Source organism: Desulfothermobacter acidiphilus (assembly GCF_052073645.1).
GTDB classification, from domain to species: domain Bacteria; phylum Bacillota; class Desulfotomaculia; order Desulfotomaculales; family Ammonificaceae; genus Desulfothermobacter; species Desulfothermobacter acidiphilus.
Window position 1 is genome coordinate 709701 of record NZ_CM125440.1, and the last position, 19644, is coordinate 729344.

The window sequence follows — 19644 nt, forward strand, 5'->3', positions numbered from 1 at the left end:
TAAAGATCTTCCCGCTGGCCAGAAGGCCACTGGCCCAGGAGCATAAGTCCCGCTCCCGCCGGCGGCCAGGAACGGAGCTCGGACGCGGCTTCCGGGCTCACCTGCTGTAGAGCGCGGGTAGGGCCGGCCACTGGTGGAGATCAAGGGGCGGTGATCCGCGGCACCCGCTTGCAGCCTGGGTCCGGGGGAAGGGGGAAAGTTCAGCCTGTTACCCGGAGCTCTAGCTCCAGCGGCATCAGTTCTCTGGTGCAACGGCCCTTTCCATAAAAAGGGTGGAAGGAGCAGAGCTCTGCTCCTTCCACCATAACCGCGGTCTCTCCTGGTTGCTCGAAGCGGACGAGAAACCGGAGATAGTGCGCGAACCTGTGGCCTTATCCCTCCCCCGGGAGAATTGTCAGCAGATAAGGCGGTAGGCCCGGGGGCAAATCTCGCTGTTAGCTCCGCGGCTCAGCAGGCTGAGGCAGGACCAGCCGCCCCAGGCCGGCGGCCGCGGCGATTTTCAGCAGATCGCCGGGTATAAAGGGGATGCTGCCCATCAACAAAAGCTGGGCTACGTTATGCACGCCGGTCGCCATTCCCAGCCAGAACACCCCTAAACCGTGAATGACCACGAAGTTGGCTACCAGAAGCACGGCAATTAGCCACGGGAGCCGCCGCGCCCAGGCCAGGTTATCGCAGAGATAACCTACCAGCAGCGCGGCCAGTATGAAGCCGATGAGGTAGCCGCCGGTGGGACCGGCCAAGACACTCCATCCTCCTTTGAGGCCAGCGAACCAGGGAATCCCCAGCGTTCCCAGCAACACGTAAAAGCCAGAGCTCAAAGTGCCCGCCCTTGTGCCTAGCAGGAGGGCCAGGAAAAGGATGGCGAAGGTCTGACCGGTTATAGGTACGGGAGTGAAAGGAAGAGGGATTCTTATCTGCGCTGCCACTCCGATAAAGGCGGCCCCCAGCAAGCCCAGGAGAATTTGTACCGGCAGGGCGGAGTTCCTGGTGCCGTCAAAGATCCTTTCCCGCAAAGCCGTTAATTTTTCTGCGCTACTGGTTAGCAAAATTTCCCCTCCCAAGCGAAATGGATTTGGCTCCGATTATATAAGTGCGGCTGCTAATTGTCAACCTATTAATCATTTTAGGGTTGACAATTGTCGCCGATCGGTTCCGGCGGGGGAATCCCGGGCGGGTTTGGCTGCCCGCCGTCCCGGTTCCAGGCACCGTCGCTTCAACGTGAGGCGTTCTGTTTCTCGGCGTCCGGTCGCTGGGGGAGCTCGGATTCTTTGGTTTAGTCCGGCAGTCCTGTATCGTCGCGGAACTCAGGAACTCCGGCTGCAAACGGACTTTTCCCAGCGGCTATCGCTGTTATATCTGGCGCCGTTTGCTCTTGACAGGCTGGACGTAAACTATGCTATGCTTAGATAGGGTACAGGGTATTAAGCAAGAGGAGGGATAAAATGGCAGAGAAGGCGGGCGAGAAAAAAAAGGCCACCTTTATATGCGCGCGCAACACCCTGGAGGGGGTTTACCCTCCCCTTATCCTAGCGCTGCAGGCGGTTCGGGCCGGAGCCGAGACCTCGCTTTTCTTTACCTTTGACGGCATCAACGCGGTGCGAAAGGGAGGGATAAAGAAGGCCAAGTATTTTCCCCCTGGGCTTTTAGGCGTTATCCCAGGAATCCCGGCACTGGCCACCAGAATGATGGTTCGAATGGCCGAGGAAAACGCTGGCATTCCCAGGCCGGAGGATCTGCTGGAAATGTGCCAGCTAGAAGGGGTTAAGCTTTACGCCTGCCAAATGACGGTGGATATGATGAAGCTCCGACCGGAAGAGTTTCTTCCCGGCGTGGAGATCATTGATGCCCCCGGCTATATGAAGCTGGCCCTGGCCGCCGACATTAATATCTTCGTGTAAAAGGTTTAATTAAAGGTTTGCCCGGCGAGAGCTAAGGAAAATCAAGGCTTCCCGGGCCGCGCGGGGCTTGGTTTGAAGCCTTTCTAAAGTACACTGAGTCCTTGGGAATCAACGGTTTGCGAAAAGGTACGTCCAGCGTGGATTGACAATCGGATTGACAACATTTTTGGGGAGAATTTACAGCAGGAAAGCCCTGCCCTTTCTTTAAGGCGGGGCTTTTCGTTTACGTCCTGCCCTTCGCCGCCCTGGAGAAGGCGGGCCTGACCGTGGCCGTCCACGTGGCCCCCGGGTACTACCCGTGCAGTAGATGTAGAGAAGACAGAAGGGAGTATCCGAACCGGCGCAGCGCCTACTTCGCCGTCGCCCGCGACGGCGACGGTTCCCTGACGGTGGAAAGCGTCTCCTGGGCTTCCTACCAGAAGGCGTGCCGCCGGGCCGCCGAGGCGCTGAAGGAACTGGTGGAGAAGAAGCTCCAGGAGTGCCTGCGCCGCTGAAAACACCTGGCGCAAACCCGGCAGCCGTGGTATACTGTTCACGGCAGCGCTTCGTTCTCTCCATGCGTGAACCACCTCCGGGCCGGGGAAACCGGATAGGCTTCGAGAGCGTACAATTTCAGTAGGTGACGGAGGAGGTTCATGAAGGAGGAGACCTCGCCCCTTGCAGACAATTTTCATGGACTGAAAGGAGGAGCGAGGTCCGATGCAAACCATTTCAGACATTCAACCTCTGGTGGACCAGATCCTTCTTTTTGGAGAGAAAATCAGCGAATTGATCACCGGTTGCCGCGACTTTTACCAACTCGAGATCGCCCAAGCGAGTAAAACACCCCGCAAAGTCGAGGAGTTCCTGCCAGCCCAAAAGGCAAACCAACAAAGCGACCAACCCCAAGGTAAGAGGCAAAAGGCGAAAAATTTTTTCTCGGCGGGTGTTACGTTGCGGCACAAAAAAACGTCTTAACTTACAGAAAGGGCACCCTGAGAAGAACCGGGTTGCCCGTCCGGGCGGCTTTTCTACACCGTTGCGGGCGGGGCAGGGAGGTGGTACCGCAATCAGTTAATTGAGCGGTGATTGGTCCGATCGAGCCGCAAATTTACAGAAATGAGGAGGTGCTTGCTGTGCGGACGAAAAGGAAAAGCTTGCGGTGGATATCTGTTCTTCTGTTTGTATCTATGGTGTGGTTCCTGCTGCTTCCGGCCGGTCCGGCGTTAGCTCAACGTCACGAATGGGATATCACTTCTCGTAGCCAGGGCGAAGAGGGTTCCTGCTGGCAATCGATCGGGCCGGACATCCCTGACGACTGCGGCGTATGGCAGGTGGTGGCTTCGCCGAATTTCGCTCAGGATCAGACGCTTTTTGTCGTCACATATCGGCCGAACGCGAGCGATACGATCCCCCGCGTCTTTGCTTCCTATGATGGAGGCTCCAGTTGGCACCCCATATTAAACCAGTTTGTCACTGCGATGGGGGTTTCGCCTGACTTTGCGCAGGACGGCACGTTGATTGCGGCCTACGCTTCCAGGGTCTATATATCACATGACCGTGGACAGACATGGGAAGGAACCGTGGACATACCTTGGAGAGGCGGTGCCTCGGCCCTTGCCTTTTCCCCGTCTTTCGCCCAGGATAAAACCGTTTTTCTAGCAGGTTCCAAAGGGCTGCTGGTCTCCACTGACGGCGGTTACCACTGGCAGACCCATGCGGGAGCGCCGCTGAACATTAAGTGCCTTGGGGTTTCCCCGGATTTTACCCGGGACAACACCCTTTTTGCCGGAGTCACTGGCTCTTATGAGAAGAACGGCCTTTACCGATCTACGGATCGCGGGAAAACCTGGGAGCAGGTGGCAGCGCTAAAGGGCATCTCGGTTACGGATGTGGCCTTTTCTCCCAATTACCTCCAAGACCGTATAGTCTACGCAGTTGGGGGAGGGCACCTTTTCAAATCAACGGACGGCGGCAAAACGTGGGAAAAGATCAGCATAACTGGCTCAAACGGCTACTGCCTCGCCATCTCGCCCCGCTTCGCTACGGATAAAACCGTTTTCGTAGGAACCGAGGGCATGGGGGTAAAAGACTACGACGGCGTGGTCAAGTGCAAAGACGGCCTTCAGGAGCGCCTTGTCTGCGGGCTGATAGGAAAGACCGTGCGGGATCTGGCAGCCGTGGACACCGGCACGGGGATAAAGCTTTACGCTGCGGTTACGTCCCGGGACTATCGGCACGGCAAAGTTTACGCGCTTTCCCTCCCTTCAGAAGGAGGTGCCCCACCCGTGCCGGTTACCAAGGAGGGTCTGGTGCAGCGGGGCATCGAGTACCCCTTCTGGCTTGAGGTTGCCGCTGAAAACGCCCGCTATGCGCTTCTCAAGGACCCTGCTCACCCTGAGGAGTACGACAAGCTCCCCAAGCTCCTGGGGAAGAAAGCGCGGGTCACCGGCTACCTGGACACCGGTCCCGGTTTTCCCGACCCGGTCCAGGGGCACGTCCGGGTGATCAAAGTAGAGCCCTTACCGGAACCTGTAGCCGGGCAGGTGATCATCAACGACCCCTCCTTCGTCACCCTGACTGCGGTGCCGAATCCTGACCACCACCTCTGGTGGGCGACGGACTATGTGCTGGAAGTGAAGGCTATGGATCCTACTGAGCCGGTAGAGTTTTCTTATCTCGTTACCGACAGCGACGGCACGCCTGCCAACCCCACGGTCGGTGTCGAGAACAGGGAGAACAACTTCATCGCCGGCTGGGACCCGGGCAAGCAGTACTACTTCCACACCGAGGTGGGCGGCTGGGGGAAGCCGGAGTTCACGGCCAACCCGCAATATTTTCCCCTGCCCCACTACCGCACCTGCCTTCTAGTTCTCGGCCGCCACGACAAGGTGTACGTTGTTTTTTTGCGGGAGAACGACGGGCAGCTTAGTTACAAAGTGTTGCAGGGCGGCCCCTTCAGCGGACTTGACGTGCCGGGACTTGGAAGGGTGAATTGGCAGGGGGAACGCTTTGAGGTGCGCTCCTACGGCGGCCCGGTGGAGGAGGGTCTCTGGGTGAACGGGCGCTATCAGCACGATGAGGTGGCCGGCTGGGCGCAACCGGAGTTTAAGGAGAACCCGAAGTACTATTACCTTGACCACTATGCCGGCCGTTCAAGTTTAGGGATGTTTATGTTGATGATTGCCCGTAACGACAAGGTGGGGCTCATCATCGGCAACGAGAGCGAGGGCCAGCTTACCGCGGTGGTGGTCACCGGTTCGCACGACTGGGTAACGCCTGAAGCTGTCGCGGACCTCTGCGAGGTGCAGGGTTTGGGCGGTCCGCAGGTCGAAGTGCGGGCCACCGGGAGCGATCCGGTGGAGGTCTCCCACTTCGCCTTTGACAACACCTGCTGGCAGTGGGAGGTCAACGGCCGGGCCAAGCCGGAGTTCGCGCCGAACCCGCAGACCTTTGCCCTCAAGCACTATACGCCCGGCTTCCTGATGGTCAGCCGCTACGGTAAGGTGGGCATCTTCTTCTACAACGAGAACGACGGACAGCTTGGAGTGCTTCCGGTGCCGCCGGAGCAGCAGCCCGTGGCGGTCTTCCGCATCGGCCAGTACTACTACGAGGTAGGCGGACAGAGGTCCCCAACGGACGTGGCCCCCTACATCAAGGACGGGCGGAGCTTTGTGCCGGTGCGCTATCTGGCCAACGCCCTGGGGGTAAGTAACCAGGACATCACCTGGGACCCAACCACGCAGGAGGTTACTCTAAGAAAGGGTGACATAATCCTTTACCTCACCGTAGGCAGCCGGGTGATGAAGAAGCAGGTGGATGCCATTCTTCCAGTGGAAACGGTGCAGATGGATGTGGCACCGGAGATCGTGAACGGCAGGCTGTGCCTGCCGGGCCGCTGGGTGGCCGAGGGCTTCGGCTACCGGGTTCGGTGGGACCCGGCTGCGCAGGCAGTGTTGTTGCTCCTTTTGTGAGACCCAACCCTGCGCAGGCAGGTCCGACCCCCGGTTCCGGAAGGCGGTCAGGGCGCTGCTGGAGCGTCCTCCAGTCGCAGCCCTGGCCGCCTTGCCGGGCTAGCAAAACAAACAGGAGTTAGGCGGCTAGAATGCCGGCAGACTCTCAAACCTCGGGGCGGGTTCGGCAGGTTGAACAGGGAGTAACTGCGGGTCCTTGAAACGAAATGATGATTAGGAGGAAGGAAAAATGACAAGAAAGGTGCTGGCCGGGCTGTTTGCCGTTTTAGGCGCCCTGTGCGCTATAGGGGCGGCGGTGACTCTGTTCACAGTTGCTCACTCGGGAAAAGCCTCACCTGGTACAGCTCTGGTCCTTCTTATCCTGTCGTTCCTTTTTATGATTTTGGCACGTCTATTGCGGTCTAAAGGGTAAAAGTGGAATAGGAAGTGACGGAAGCGAGAATTTCCTCAGCAAAGAAGCAGGCTGGCGGTGGGAGGCGGCAGAGCACTAAGTTCCACTGTACTGCCGTAGTGACTGTTCTGATTCTTGCGGCACTTCTCTTATGCGGGTCAGGCTGCAACCGGCAGGAAAGCGGGAGGCTCCAGCAGGGAGCACTCCAACCTCCCCAGCCGGCAGGTGAAGAGGCTACCCGACAGGAGACAGAGCTTCCAGCCTGCTGGATCTACTTTATCCGCGACAAGAAAAACAGCATGACAATTTGCCGGTTGGACATCCCGAAAAAAAGTCTGGTGCAGGTGACCACGGCCCCGGCCTCCGACACCAGTCCGCGGCCGGGGCCGCAGGGCCTGGCCTGGATCCGGCACCAGACCGATCAGCAGACGGGAAAAGAAAGCGCGGTGCTTTACCTGGCGGACTTCGAAGGGAGCCAGCCGCGGCGGCTGACGCCGGAAGACTGGCAGGTGACAGCTTTTTGTTGGTCTCCTTTGGGTGACGAACTCTTCTTCATTGCTCTCCGCCCACAGCCGAACAGAACTTTGAAGCCCGCGATCTGTGCCGTCACTACTGGCGGAGGAGTGAAAACGCTCGCCGCGTATGGCAAGGACTTCACTTTTTATCCGGATGAAAGGCAGCTGGCCCAGGTATTTGACGGGTGGGGCTTGCTGGTGCTCGGATCTGGGCGCTCCGGGGAGAAGCTGCTGTGGTACGTGGATACAAGTCAACCGGGCAAGGTGGCAGGGATTGGTGAGATCTCCCTAACCGAAAGCAGGGTGAGCTTTGCCACCGACGGCGGTGAGCTGCTGGCAGTCGCCGAAGGGGTGCCGTACCGGCCGGAGGTAAAGGAGCGGCAGTCGGTAAAGCTGGCACTCTGGCGGCTGAACGAGGAAGCACTCGCGAGCGGGGTCGGGAACCCGGCGACGCTCCTCTGGGAACGGGTGCTGACGCCGGAGCCGCCGGCGGAAGGCGGATACGAACTGGTGCCTAATGTTGTTTCCTTTGCCCCCGGCGGCGACAGCATCCTGTGCACGGTCGCCTGGCAGGGCGCTGCCGGAAGCGGTCCGGTGGTGCGGTGGGAGCTCTGGGTGGCGGATGCTGCCTCCGGAGAGGCGCGCCGTGTCTGGACGGAACATGAAACGGAAAAGGAGTATTTTGCCCTGCCGAACCCGGACGCGACTTTCACGCCCGACGGGAGAGGGGTTATCTTCTGCCGCGGGCTGGCTTATGCTAATGGCTGGCCGGCGGATCCGGAACTGCTGAAGCAGGAGACCGGCGACCTCTGGTTCCTCGACCTCGTAACGGGGGAAAGCCTCCGGTTGACAGGGCCTGGGGAAGGGCGGAATTGGGCTCCGGCAGCGTGGCAGAAGCCCCGTCCGGTCGAGTCGCCGGCCGAGGCCCTGGCATTGGTGCGGGCACACCCGGCGGTGAAGCGCTATTTGGAACGAGTGAAACAAAACGGCGGCGACCCGCGGGTCGATTTCGACCACGAAGAGGGAGACCGCTACATCGTGCATGTTTACGAAGTGGTCAGGCACCCTGAGGAAAGCCATACCGCTACCTTCCGCTGGTTCGCGGTGGAAAAAGGGACCGGCAGTGTTTACAGCGCGCTTTAGCGTTGGCCCCAATAGTTTACTGGAAATACCAAGATAGTTTACTGAAACTGGAGGCCTTTGAGCGTGACGGTTCTTGAGGAGTATTACGCGCAGTTCGGGGCAGAGGTCTTCAACATCGCCCTGCGGATCATGCGCGACCCGGCAGCAGCAGAGGACGTGACCCAGACCGCCTTCCTGCGGGCCTGCGAAGAACTCCAGAAGGGTGCGGTTCTATCCCAGCCGCGGGCTTGGCTGCTGCGGGTGGCAACCAACGCGGCGCTGGACGAGCTACGCCGGCGCAAAAGGCTGGCGCCGGCCGCCGAATTTCCCCTAATGTCCGCACCTAGCCCGGCGCCAGCAGAGGACCTGGCCCAGCGGGAGGTGGTCGCGGCGGTCTGGGAGGTGCTGGGGCGTCTCAAGCCCCGCTACCGCGCCGCGCTCATCTTGCGGGCCGCGGGCCTGCCGGGGGAGGCGGCGGCGCGGGCGTTAGGTGTTTCCGCAGCGCACGAAAGGGTCCTCTTCGGCCGGGCGCGCGAGGCGCTGCGACGGGAGCTGATGCGGGCAGTGGCGGGAGCGCAGGCGCCGCCGGCGTGCCGGGAATGCCTGCGGCTGCTCGCGGGGGAGGAAGCGCCGCCGGCCGTCGCCGCCCACCTGGAGGGCTGCCCCCGCTGCCAAGCGGCAGCCGCCGCCTACCGCGAGCGCTACTACGGGCTGGGCCTCTTGCCGCTGGTGGCGCTGCCGGCGGGCCTGGGCACGAAGGTTGCGGAAGCGGCAGCGACAGGGGCAACCGCAGCAGGTATGAAGGCAGCACTCGGCAAGGGCCTGATAGCGCGCCTTGCCGAGTGGCTGGGGCTGCACAAGGCAGCGGCCGCCGCGACGGTGGCAGTAATCGCCGCAGCGGCGGCGGGGCTGTGGGCGGTAACGGAACAGCGGGAGCCACACCGGGAATGGGTCATTTCGGGCGGTGTCGAAGCGGTTCGACAGCCGGGACCGGTTAACGGGGATTTTGAGACCGGTTTCCTTAAACCTTGGAAGGGGGCGACGTCTTACCTTCCGGGGTTTGGACGGTTTGGTCAAACGAAGCCGCGCCGCTCCACGGTCGAAGTTGCTCCGACTCACGCTTACCACAGCCGTTTCGGTTGCCGGCTTCTTGTGGAAGCCGCCTCCAGCCCCGCCTCGGCCTATATAGCGCAGAGTTTTTTAGACGGTTCCTCCGGCTACGCGCTGTGGTTAAAGGTTCCAAAAGGAACTTCTCGCCCTGAGGTTTTGGTTTCCGTGATGGCCGAACATGGAAAAAAAATATATCGACTATGCTAACTTCCGTGAGCGATCACTGGTTGACAAGCAGCTACCGCTGCAGGAAGGGCGCTGGGTGCGCTGGGAGCTTGATTTTGCGCGCGAGTTTCGAAGTAAGTACGGCTGTCTGCCAGGACGTGAGCGGGCGATCTTTCTCTGGGTACACGACCGGCCGGGGAAAGGGCCGGCCGAACTCTGGGTCGACGAACTCTCCCGGCTGCCTTAAGCCAGAAAAAAGGAGGGGTATAGAAGATGCGGCGCTTACCCGTAAGCAAAACGATTCTTGGGCTTGTGGCCCTGGCGGTGTTGCTCTTTTGCGTGAACCCGCTGCCTGCCCGGGCGGACATGGGGATTATCCTCCCCGAGCCGGTGCGGGTGGAGGAGCCGGGCCAGACCGCCTTCATCGCCTTCAACGGGCGGGAGGAGGTCCTCCTCTTGGGAACCGACGTGAAGGTGGCGCGGGCCACCACCGCCCTCCAGTTCACCCCCTTTCCCAGTCCGCCCAAAGTGGCGCTGGCGCCGGATGACGCCTTCGCCCGGCTGCAGGAGCTTCTGACGGCGCACCACGTCTTCTACTGGAAGACAACCAAAGGCGCCGGGTCCCCGGAGGCCACATTAGGCGAAAGCGAACCGGCAGCGGTGCTCTCCCACCAGAAGCTCGGCCTGCACGACGTGACGGTGGTCGAGGTGAAGGATGCCGCCCGCTTTGCCGCCTGGGTGCAAGACTACTTCCGGAAGCAGGGCTGGCCGGCCCGGGCGCTTTCCGCAGAGGAGAAAGCGACCGTGGCCGACTACTGCCGGCGGGGCTTCAGGTACTTCGTCATCGACCGCGTGGAGCTTAAAGAGACGCTCAGCTCCGTGCCGCCCCTCACCTTCCGGTTCCAGACTCCGGCGCTTTACTACCCTCTCAAGGTCACGAACCTCTTCGGGGGCGAAGGGGAGGCGCAGCTCATCGTCTGCGGTGGGGAGCGTATCCTCAACCGGCTGCCCGTATTTCTCGCCCAAACCGTGCCGGGCCCTCCCTGGTGGCAGGAATCCACCCGCACCGCCGTCGCGCCGCGGGAACTGGCCCAGGTGGCACCTGGAGCCGAAAAACTCTTTGCCGGGGAGCAGGAGTTTCAGGCCTTCCGCTACCGGGGAAAACTTTCCTTCTGCGCCGACCTCTGGGCGGAGAACCAGGCCTTGTTCTGGATCGGCAAAGCGTACTACGAGGCGGGCGGCCGGCGCTATTCCATGGACGCGGCGCCCTACGTTTCCGGCGGCCGCACCTACGTCCCGGTCCGCTACCTGGCCTACGCTCTGGGCGTGCCGGAGGAAGGCGTGCGCTGGGACGGCGCTGCCCAGACCGTGAGCTTGCGTAAAGGAGACGTGACCCTGCGCCTTAAGCTCGGCAGTCCCCTGCTAGAGCGGCAGGCGGGCACGGGGCCTTCTGTTTCGCTGGTGATGGACGTAGCCCCGGAGATGAGGTCCGACCGCGTTTTTCTGCCGGCCCGCTACGTGGCCGCCGGTTTGGGTTACAGCGCTGTGTGGGACCCGGCCACCCAGCAGGTGACCCTGGCCCCCGGTGAGATCGCCTGGGTGGAAGAGTTGGTCTTCGACCCCAACCCGGTAGAGCCGGACAAGGGTTTGAGTATTCTGGTGCGCACCAGCGGCCCTGCGTCGCGGCCGGTAGTGAGGCTCATAGGAGCGGGTGGTTCCGCTGAACCGAACGAGTACTGGCGGCAGGCGGATAAAATAACCCTTTCGCCGGGCGGCCCCGGGGAATGGGTGGCGGGATTCCTTCCCCCTGGCCAGGTCGGCGTTTACCCGGCCGAGGTCACGGTGGAAGGGCTCACCTTTACCGCCGGGAACTGGCTCCTGAAGGTCTGCCCGGAAGGGTTTCTCAACCAGCCGGGGTACGCCACCCCGGAGGAGGCCGTGCGCGCCCGTTTTGCGCAGGACTTCAAAGGGTGCTCGCTCCGTGAGATCGAGGAGCGTCCCCTCCTGCCGGATGACCGGCGCGACCCGCGTTACCATAAGCTGTTTCTGATAACCTTTTACCAGCCCTATGACGGCCCGGTGCTCCCGGCGGGTACGCACATCTACTTCTACTACATAATCAAAGACGGACCGGCGGGCCTCTGGTGCGTGGCGGGAGGCGGCACCGGCCCTTAAACAAGGGAGGTAGGGAGAAGTGAAGCACCGCGTGACGAAAAGAGGAATCGCTTTGGTTCTGGTTCTTACCGCGGCGTGCGCCCTGCTTTACCCCGGCACACTCCGGGCAAGTGCGATGGTGTCCGAGGTCCGGTTCCGGGTAGGAAGCACGGCATGTGCCGTTGGCTACCAGAACGGTCCGGTGATGCTGGTCCGGATGGACGTGGCGCCCTACCTGCGGAGCGGCCGCGTTCTGATTCCGGTGCGCTTCCTGGCGCAGGCGGTGGGTGTACGTGATGAAGATGTCGTCTGGGAGGAGGAAAACCAGACGGTTACCCTGAAGAAGGGCGAGGCCGTGGTCTCTTTTACCGTGGGCAATCCGGTGATGGAGAAACGGGTGGGCCCGGCCGCACCGGAACTCGTGGCCATGGATCTGGCGCCGGAGATTACAAACGACCGCGTCTGCCTGCCGGCGCGGTGGGCGGCGGAAGGCTTTGGCTGCCAGGTGCGGTGGGAGCCGTCTGAAATGACGGTGATCATTCGCAGCAAGAGCGGCGGGGAAAGCGAATAGCCCCGCCGCCAGCAAAAATTGCGGCAGCAGGAGGCCGGGGGCTAAGGCTGAAAATAGGGAGGGTTAATTATGCGCAAGTTGTTGTTTGTTTTAATGTCCTTACTCTTCGTGATTGCCGGCTGCGGGCGCGGTGGGACGGGAGCGGCGCCGGGAGGCTCAGGTCCGCCGCCGGGCAGCGGCCAGTCGCCGGCCGGGGGTGCGGCGCTGGCCCGGCCGGAAGCGGTGGTGGAAAACTACCTGGCGGCCATCGGACGCAGCGATTACAGAACGGCGGCATCCTGCCTGGAGCACCCCAAGGCGGTGGTCTGGCCCGGCGTGGGACTTCTGGAGGCAACCTTCAATGCAAAAGTCCCGCCGGATGATGTAGTGCGTGTGTCGAACATCGCTGCTGGACCGACGTTCACGGTCAGCCCCCGCGGCGACGAGGTGGGCTGTCTGGCGCGCGCCCACGTGGCCCCGGGGAAGGAGGCCTACCGGTGGCACATCGGACAGGAGGGGGACTGGCAGTTCGCCTTCTATTTGATTAAGCGCGACGAAGGCTGGCGGCTCGCCCGCGGGATGTCCCTCCCGCAAGAGCTGGCCGATTATTTGGAAGGCAACCGCAACCCCTTCCAGAACGTGGTCAGCCAGGTGCCCGCGGTGGTGGAGCGCGGTAAGGGGTATGAGCTCGCCTTTGATCTCCATTTGCCCAAGGCGCTCGCCGCCGTAGAGGAGGTAAGTATCGCCTTCATGCCGGAGCCCGGGACGGAAAAGTACCCTTACAGCTACGAAACGGCCTTTTCCACCTATTGGTACGGCCCGGGCGGACAAAAAATGCAGGTTAGCCACTTCGAGCTTGCCGACCGGCCTGGTCCAGACGGGGTAATCTGGGGTCCCGTTACCCCGGATGCGGCGATGCCGCCCGGGAAGTACCGGTTCTACCTGGGGCTGGGCACAAACCCGTCGCTTTACTGGGCGGTCCCGCCCTATGTAGTGACGGTGAAGTAGCTAATCCTGACCGCCGCGGACCTTTGAGTCAACAGACTGCGCGTCAGTTGCGCCGCTATTTTGGGCAACCGGGCTCTTTACCAACGGAGCGGGAGTGGTTAGGAGACAAGCACAACCTTACCAGAATCTCCTCGAGAGCGTACAATTTCAGTAGGTGACGGAGGAGGTTCATGAAGGAGGAGACCTCGCCCCTCACGGACAACTTTCATGGACTGAAAGAAGGAGCAAGGTCCGATGCAAACCACTTCAAACATTCAACCTCTGGTGGACCAGATCCTTCTTTTGGAGAAAAAATCAGCGAATTGATCACCGGTTGCCGCGACTTTTACCAACTCGAGAAGGAAGTGCAGAGGCGGTCTTTAGAAATGTCCCTCGGAATTTTCGCCTGGGTTCTGCAAGAGATAGACACCCACCTCATGAACGCGAGGGACAAGCGAGTTTGGGAAGTAGTGGGGTTCAGGGAAAGGACCTTAGTCACCAGCTTTGGAGAGCTCAAAGTAAAGAGGCGGCTTTACCGGAACAAGCAAACGGGGGAAGCCAAGTTTCTTCTTGACCAGGCCTTGGGCTGGTCGGAGAGATCCCGGTGCACACCGCGCTTGAAAGAGATGGCGGTGAAGCTAGGGGTGGACATGCCCTTCAGGCGAGCGGCAGAAATTCTAGGCTATCTTGTTCCGGGGATCAGCCCCATGGCGGTGTGGCAGGCCGTGCAGGAAGCAGGAGAAGCGCTCAGGCAGGAAGGAGAGTCCAGGAGAGAAGCCGTTTTTGAGAAGGGAGAGACACCCGGAGGTAAAGAGAAGACCTCCAGGCTTTACATAGAGGCCGACGGGATGGTGATAAGACTCCAGAGGAGCGAAGAGAAAAGGAAAGAGGTAAGACTCTTTGTGGCTTACACGGGCAAAGAGGAAGTTGGAGGTGGACGGAAGGCTTTAAAGGACAAGCTGGTAATGAGCGGTGTAGGCGAAGGGGAGAGGATGTGGGAGGAAGTTTACTCTGGGGTAGCGAGCCGGTGGGACATGGGCCAGGTGAAGGAAATATACCTTGGGAGCGACGGGGCGGAGTGGGCCAAGCAGGGGGTAGATTACTTCCCCGGGGCAGTGCACGTTTTGGATCCTTACCATTTGAACCGGCGGCTCGTAGAGGCATTTTGGCACGACGAGGAGACTTACAACGAAGCCAAGCAGGCCATAGCTTCGAGGGAGTGGGAGAGGGTGGAAGAGGTTCTGAACAAAGCAGTGAGGGGAGTTCGGGGAGTCAGGAAGAAGAGGATAGAGGGGCTTTGGCGCTATTTGAAAGAGAACTGGTCTGGGATAATTACTTCTCCTGGTACTGAGCGGTTGGGGACCATAGAGGGGCAAGTGTGGCACGGGGCAGGGTGGCGGATGAAGAGGGTAGGAGCGAGCTGGACGGAGGCAGGAGCAGACAGGATGGCGCGGGTTTTGTCGGCGCGGTCCAACGGGGAGCTAGAGAAGTACACTTCTCGGTGGGAGTTAAGGCTGGCCGGGCAGGAGCATCTGGCCCAGGCGGTGCAGGTGGAGGTGAAGCGGAAGGTAGAGGAAGCGGGGAGTTGGCTTAGAGCAGGGTTGCCGGCATTGAGGGGGCCCTCTGCCGGAGCTCCGTGGGTGAAGCACGTGTTGCGGGAACTAAGCCGACCTAGCTTTGAGCTAGCTTGAGCCTGGTCGAGGCGGGATTGAGGCGGCGTGGTCTCAAATTCCAGGAAATTTCCTCTCCGAGTTCACCTACTAACTCTTGACGCACACATCGTTCACATTGCCCCTTTTCTTTTTTTGCAAGCATATGTTATCTTGGAAGTGTAAAAAGCGAGGCAGGTGATGCCCTATGCAGGACCTATCGGCCAGGGACCTTGAGTTCGTGCTCCGAACCGTGGTGGATAAGCGCGACGACTACGGTTACCTGCAAGAGCTCCTGCACGACAAGCCGGACTTGGTGGATCTTCTCCTGGACGATCCTAAGCTGTTCCGACGCATTGCCAGTGAGGAGGATGTGCTGTTAAAGATCTCGCCTTACCTTTTCTTTGAGATCTTGCTGCGCCAGGCGCGCAAGGATCTGAGTCACCGCCGGTACACGGTGGAGCGGGTGAGCATTTACCGCCAGGTGCCGGTGCTTGATGGAACCCAGGTGGGTGAACTTTTGGGGCGCGAGGAATTACGGGGCTACCTTGCCAATTTGCTGGCTTCCTTTACCAAAACCAACACGGCGGTGTTCTATTTCAAGGTGGGCAGCCGCTTGTATAAAAGGCGCTATTCTGACCTGGAAGTGGAAGATCTTCTGGGACTGGTTCGACTGGTGGAGGACTCCTATCGCTACCCCTTGTATTTGCGTATAGGGGAGCTTTGCCTGTTCCTTTCCGCGGTGTTCCCCGACTACATCGAGGAGAAGGTTAAGGAACATTTCGTGCGGGCCGCCAAAGTGGAGGAGCTCTTCCGCTGCCCGTGGGGTGTGGAGGAGTATACCAGCGAGGGGGAGAGGTATTACCGCCTGGCGGCTTCTCTGCGAGAGAAAACCTATCCGGAAGAAGCTGCTTTGCTACGAACGGTGGCTGATAATTTTCTGTTGCTGCGCAAATCGCTCAACCACGTGGCCGAGAATTATTTGTGCTTTCGCCAAGCTTTCGCTTTGCAGAACCGTTAGTTTTATAGGGGGAGGCGGGTTTGGAAACCCTGGTTTTCGCCTATGGCCATTGCATGAAAAACCGGAGTGGGCATGGGGTTTTGCGCGGCTCGCGGCTGTTGGGCCGAGGAAAGGCTAAAGACCTGGGGTTGTTGCTGCTCACCCCGCGGCTGGCGGTGGCGGTACCGGAACCGGGGAGCGAAATTTGCGGCGAAGTTTACGCTGTGAACCAAACCACCCTGGCCTTTCTTGACCGGTGGCAGGGGGAGGGTAGGCTTTTCCGTCGCACTCTTTTCCCCATCGCTATGGAGCAAGGGGAAACGGTGCTGGCCTGGGTTTATCTATGGATGCACCGGCGCGAAAACCCGAGGCGGTGCAGGGGAGGGCGGCAATGCTGATAGCCGGCATCGACGTCGGGGGCACGCATACCGATGGGGTGCTACTGAGGGGCAAGGAGGTTAAAGCGCAGGTTAAGGTGCCTACCCGGCCGCAGCTGGACGAGGTGCTGCAGGAGGTTTGGTGGCGCCTGCTAGACGAGAGCGGTGCGCAGCCGGATCAGGTTGCTCGCCTTACTTGCAGCACCACGCTGGTCACCAATTTGGTGGCGAGCGGTGAGCTGGAGCCGGTGGGCCTGGTCTTGATTCCCGGGGGAGGGCTAGAGCCCTCCCTTTTCTATTACGGAGCCGCGGCGGTCTTGGAAGTGCGGGGGATGGTCGATTTCCGCGGGCGGGAGTTGCTGCCGGTGGACGAGGGGGAGGTGCGGGAAGCGGCCCGCTATTTGCTCCGGCAGGGTGTGAGGCGGGTGGTAGTGGTGGGTAAGTTCGGACCCCGCTACCCGGAGCAGGAGAGGCGGGTGGCCGCGTGGTTGCGGCAGGAGGCTCCGGAGTTGAAGGTGCTGTGCGGCAGCGAGGTGGTGGGGGGGTTGGGCTTTCCTCGCCGGGCTGCTACCGCGGTTTTAACCGCGGCGGTGCAGGCACCGGTCCAGCGCTTTTTTCCCCAGTTGCAGCGCGGGTTATCCGTGGAGTCCGCTGCCCCCGCCCTTTTGCTGCTGCGGGCCGACGGTGGCACCATGCCCTTGGCTTACGCCCTGAGGCGTCCGGTGGAGACGGCTTTCTCTGGCCCCGCGGCCAGTGCTATGGGCGCCCTGGCTCTGTTGCCGCCGGGGAGCAGTTGCGTGGTGTTAGACGTGGGAGGCACCACTACCGATCTGGCGCTGCTGTTGGAAGGTCAGCCGCTGCTTTGTCACCGGGGAGCTAGGTTGGGAGGAAGAGCGCTGCAGTTAGTGGCGCTGGCGTTGCGCTCGCTTCCCCTGGGGGGCGATAGCTGGGTGCGGGTGGAGGAAGGAAAGATGAGGGTGGGACCTGAGCGTCGGGGACCCCCTTACGCTTGCGGTGGACCGGTGCCCACGGTGAGCGACGCCTGCCAGCTGCTGGGGTTGGCCCGTATAGGTGATGAATCTCTAGCCTGGGAAGCTATGGAGAAAGTAGGGGTAGGGCTGGGGGGACAAGATCCTCGAGCGGCAGCTCAGGCCGTGCTGGATCACGTTACCCAGCGGTTGGCTGCGGCGGTGCAAGAGGCGCTCGAGGAGTGGGCGCAAGAACCCGCCTACCGTCTCTGGCAGCTAAGGCATCGGCTCCCTGCTCCCCGCCGGTTGGTAGGCGTGGGAGCGGCAGCCCGCGGCCTGGTGCCCAACGTAGCCCGGCGCCTCGGCTGGGAGGAGGTGATCCCGCCGCTGGCACCGGTGGCCAATGCTCTGGGGGCAGCTCTGGCCCGGGTCACCCTCAGTCGGACCTACGTGCTCGACACCCAGCAGGGGCGGGTAAGCGTGTTGGAGACGGGGGACCAGGAGCAACTCCGGCACGGAGGCGACCTCCTCCCTCCGGAAGCGGAGGAGCTGACCCTCGGGTTTTTCCGGCGCGAAGCCCAGGCCTTGGGAATCGATCCTCAGGGAGCGAAGATCGTCAGCGCGGAGCTCTTCAACGTGGTGCGCCACTGGCGCCGGGTAGGGAGGATATACCAGATCGAGGTTCGCTTGCCCCCGGGGGTGCTCTTCGCTCCGGAATTGCCCTAACGATTGCTATCCGAAGCGCTCGCCCGGATAATTGACGCTTTCGTTTAAAAGGATTTACAATGGAAGCGAGCAAGGTAAACCTTGAGGGAGGTTTCTTGGATGAATAAGCTGGTGCGCGTGGATATGACGGCCAAGCGGGTAGTGGTGGAAGAAGCGCCAGAAAAGTATCATCTCTTGGGCGGCCGCGCTTTGACTTCGCAATTGGTACGCGATGAAGTGCCTCCCACCTGTCACCCTCTGGGGCCCAACAACAAGTTGGTAATTGCTCCCGGACTGTTGTCCGGCACCTCTGCTCCCTCTTCAGGACGCCTTTCGGTGGGGGGAAAAAGCCCGCTCACGGGCGGTATCAAGGAAGCTAACGCCGGCGGGATTTCCTCGCAGAAGTTGGCCAACTTGGGGATAAAGGCGGTGATCCTGGAAGGGCAGGCGCAGGACGGGTGGTATCTGCTCCGCTTGTCTCCGGAGGGGGCGGAGCTCCTGCCCGCCGACGATTTGGTCGGCAAGGGGACTTACGAGGTGACCGCCATTTGCCGGCAGCGTTTTGGTAGTAAGGTGGGAGTGATCACCATCGGGCCGGCTGGGGAGATGCTCCTGGTGGCCGCTGGGGTGACCAACAACGACCCCGATGGTAATAGTAGCCGCTACGCCGGGCGCGGGGGGCTGGGCGCGGTGATGGGTTCCAAGCGTCTTAAGGCGATAGTGGTGGACAGCCCATCGCTTTTCGAAGCCCCGGTCAAGGAGGTAGATCGCTTTCGGGCTGCGGCGCGGCGTTTCGCTGAGATTCTGCACCAGCATCCGGTCACCGGCCAGGGACTGCCCGCTTACGGGACCAACGTCTTAATGAATATCATCAATGAGGCTGGCACCTTGCCTACCCGCAATTTCCGCTCCGGTCGCTTCCCCATGGCGGCAGAGGTGAGCGGAGAAAAACTGTCCGAAGTGGCTGAAGCGCGGGGCGGGAAGGCCACGCACGCCTGCCATCCAGGTTGCGTGATCCGCTGCTCTAACGTTTATCCCTTGCCCGACGGGAAGGTTTGCTCCCCGATAGAGTACGAGACTGCCTGGGCTTTCGGTCCCAATCTGGAAATCGGAAGCCTGGACACCATAGGCGAACTCAATTATATTTGCAACGATGTGGGACTGGATACCATCGAAACCGGGGTCACGCTAGGGGTCTTGATGGAGGCGGGAGTATTGCCTTTCGGCGACGGGAAGGCGGCTATAGAGCTCCTACGGCAGGTGTATCAGGGCACCCCGATGGGACGCCTGCTGGGAAGTGGAGCGGCGGCGGCGGGACGGATCTTCGGCGTCAGCCGGGTTCCGGCGGTTAAGGGACAGGGCTTGCCCGCTTACGATCCCCGGGCCTGCAAGGGGAACGGTGTCACGTACGCCACCTCCCCCATGGGTGCCGACCACACTGCCGGCTACGCTGTGACGGCTAACATCCTTAAGGTGGGCGGCTACGTCGATCCCCTGAAGCCGGAGGGGCAGGTGGAGCTCTCCCGCAACCTGCAGATAGCCACGGCCTTCATCGACAGCACCGGGCTTTGCCTCTTCGTAGCCTTCGCTGTGCTGGACAACCCGGAGGGTTTGCCCACCATCGTGGAGATGATCAACGCCCGCTACGGCGTTTCCCTCACCGTCGATCAGGCGCTACAATTGGGGCAGCAGGTGCTCAGGACAGAGAGGGACTTCAATTCGCGCGCCGGGTTTACCTCCGCCGATGACCGGCTTCCGGAATTCTTCACTTACGAGCCGTTGCCGCCGCACAACACCGTTTTCGACGTGCCGGCGGAAGATCTGGATCGGGTGTTGGACTTTTAGGAGCGTAAGGCCTTGCGAGTAGAAGCGCGCCTGTTCGGTGGGCTGGAGCGATGGGTCCCGGGAACCCGTTTCGGAATGGGGTTGATGGTGGATCTGCCGGAGGGGGGTAAGGTAGCTGACCTTCTAGAGCGCCTGGGCATTCCCCCCTCCCAGGTATTTTCCGTTTTGCTCAACGGGCGTCACGCTGCCCTGGACACTCCTTTGCGTCCCGGGGACGAGGTGGCGTTGTTTCCCCCTTTGGGAGGAGGTTGA

Annotated in this window: 17 protein-coding genes; 16 read left to right on the plus strand and 1 reads right to left on the minus strand. The window is 61.1% G+C overall.

The window, feature by feature from the left end; all coding sequences use genetic code 11:
• Positions 1-434: 434 nt before the first annotated feature.
• Positions 435-1049, minus strand: coding sequence for a biotin transporter BioY (locus ACTLLP_RS03710; RefSeq protein WP_441060866.1), 615 nt, complete (start codon positions 1047-1049; stop codon positions 435-437).
• A gap of 396 nt (positions 1050-1445) precedes the next feature.
• Between ACTLLP_RS03710 and ACTLLP_RS03715 the strand changes: the two genes are divergently transcribed.
• The 16 genes from ACTLLP_RS03715 (at position 1446) to ACTLLP_RS03790 (ending at position 19644) form a co-directional block, all read left to right on the plus strand.
• A complete protein-coding gene (locus ACTLLP_RS03715) occupies positions 1446-1901 on the plus strand; it encodes a DsrE/DsrF/DrsH-like family protein (RefSeq protein WP_441060868.1) in 456 nt (151 codons plus the stop codon).
• Positions 1902-2167: 266 nt separating this feature from the next.
• A complete protein-coding gene (locus tag ACTLLP_RS03720) occupies positions 2168-2395 on the plus strand; it encodes a hypothetical protein (protein WP_441060871.1) in 228 nt (75 codons plus the stop codon).
• Between the two features lie 205 nt (positions 2396-2600).
• Positions 2601-2858, plus strand: coding sequence for a hypothetical protein (locus ACTLLP_RS03725; protein WP_441060873.1), 258 nt, complete (start codon positions 2601-2603; stop codon positions 2856-2858).
• Between the two features lie 158 nt (positions 2859-3016).
• Positions 3017-5854: a stalk domain-containing protein gene (locus ACTLLP_RS03730; RefSeq protein ID WP_441060876.1), complete on the plus strand. Its 2838-nt coding sequence runs from the start codon at positions 3017-3019 to the stop codon at positions 5852-5854.
• 426 nt (positions 5855-6280) lie between these two features.
• Positions 6281-7903 (plus strand): TolB-like translocation protein, encoded by a 1623-nt coding sequence (locus ACTLLP_RS03735; protein WP_441060878.1) that lies wholly within the window; start codon positions 6281-6283, stop codon positions 7901-7903.
• Between the two features lie 63 nt (positions 7904-7966).
• Positions 7967-9199, plus strand: coding sequence for an RNA polymerase sigma factor (locus ACTLLP_RS03740; protein ID WP_441060881.1), 1233 nt, complete (start codon positions 7967-7969; stop codon positions 9197-9199).
• A 55-nt stretch (positions 9200-9254) separates the two neighbouring features.
• Positions 9255-9404, plus strand: coding sequence for a hypothetical protein (locus ACTLLP_RS03745; RefSeq protein WP_441060883.1), 150 nt, complete (start codon positions 9255-9257; stop codon positions 9402-9404).
• 26 nt (positions 9405-9430) lie between these two features.
• The gene (locus ACTLLP_RS03750) at positions 9431-11332 is read left to right on the plus strand and encodes a DUF2330 domain-containing protein (RefSeq protein ID WP_441060885.1); all 1902 of its coding nucleotides are present in this window, start codon (positions 9431-9433) and stop codon (positions 11330-11332) included.
• Positions 11333-11351: 19 nt separating this feature from the next.
• Positions 11352-11882, plus strand: a complete 531-nt coding sequence (locus ACTLLP_RS03755) for a stalk domain-containing protein (RefSeq protein WP_441060887.1) — start codon at positions 11352-11354, stop codon at positions 11880-11882.
• A 69-nt stretch (positions 11883-11951) separates the two neighbouring features.
• Positions 11952-12869 (plus strand): hypothetical protein, encoded by a 918-nt coding sequence (locus ACTLLP_RS03760; protein ID WP_441060890.1) that lies wholly within the window; start codon positions 11952-11954, stop codon positions 12867-12869.
• A 170-nt stretch (positions 12870-13039) separates the two neighbouring features.
• On the plus strand, positions 13040-14539 hold the full coding sequence (locus ACTLLP_RS03765) for an ISLre2 family transposase (RefSeq protein WP_441060893.1): 1500 nt from the start codon (positions 13040-13042) through the stop codon (positions 14537-14539).
• A gap of 166 nt (positions 14540-14705) precedes the next feature.
• Positions 14706-15518 (plus strand): hypothetical protein, encoded by an 813-nt coding sequence (locus ACTLLP_RS03770; RefSeq protein ID WP_441060895.1) that lies wholly within the window; start codon positions 14706-14708, stop codon positions 15516-15518.
• A 20-nt stretch (positions 15519-15538) separates the two neighbouring features.
• Complete coding sequence (locus ACTLLP_RS03775; protein WP_441060897.1) at positions 15539-15895, plus strand: gamma-glutamylcyclotransferase family protein; 357 nt, start codon at positions 15539-15541, stop codon at positions 15893-15895.
• Positions 15889-17568, plus strand: a complete 1680-nt coding sequence (locus ACTLLP_RS03780; RefSeq protein WP_441060900.1) for a hydantoinase/oxoprolinase family protein — start codon at positions 15889-15891, stop codon at positions 17566-17568. Before ACTLLP_RS03775 ends, ACTLLP_RS03780 begins: the two co-directional genes overlap by 7 nt.
• A 99-nt stretch (positions 17569-17667) precedes the next feature.
• The gene (locus tag ACTLLP_RS03785) at positions 17668-19392 is read left to right on the plus strand and encodes an aldehyde ferredoxin oxidoreductase family protein (RefSeq protein ID WP_441060903.1); all 1725 of its coding nucleotides are present in this window, start codon (positions 17668-17670) and stop codon (positions 19390-19392) included.
• Between the two features lie 12 nt (positions 19393-19404).
• Positions 19405-19644, plus strand: a complete 240-nt coding sequence (locus ACTLLP_RS03790) for a MoaD/ThiS family protein (protein WP_441060906.1) — start codon at positions 19405-19407, stop codon at positions 19642-19644.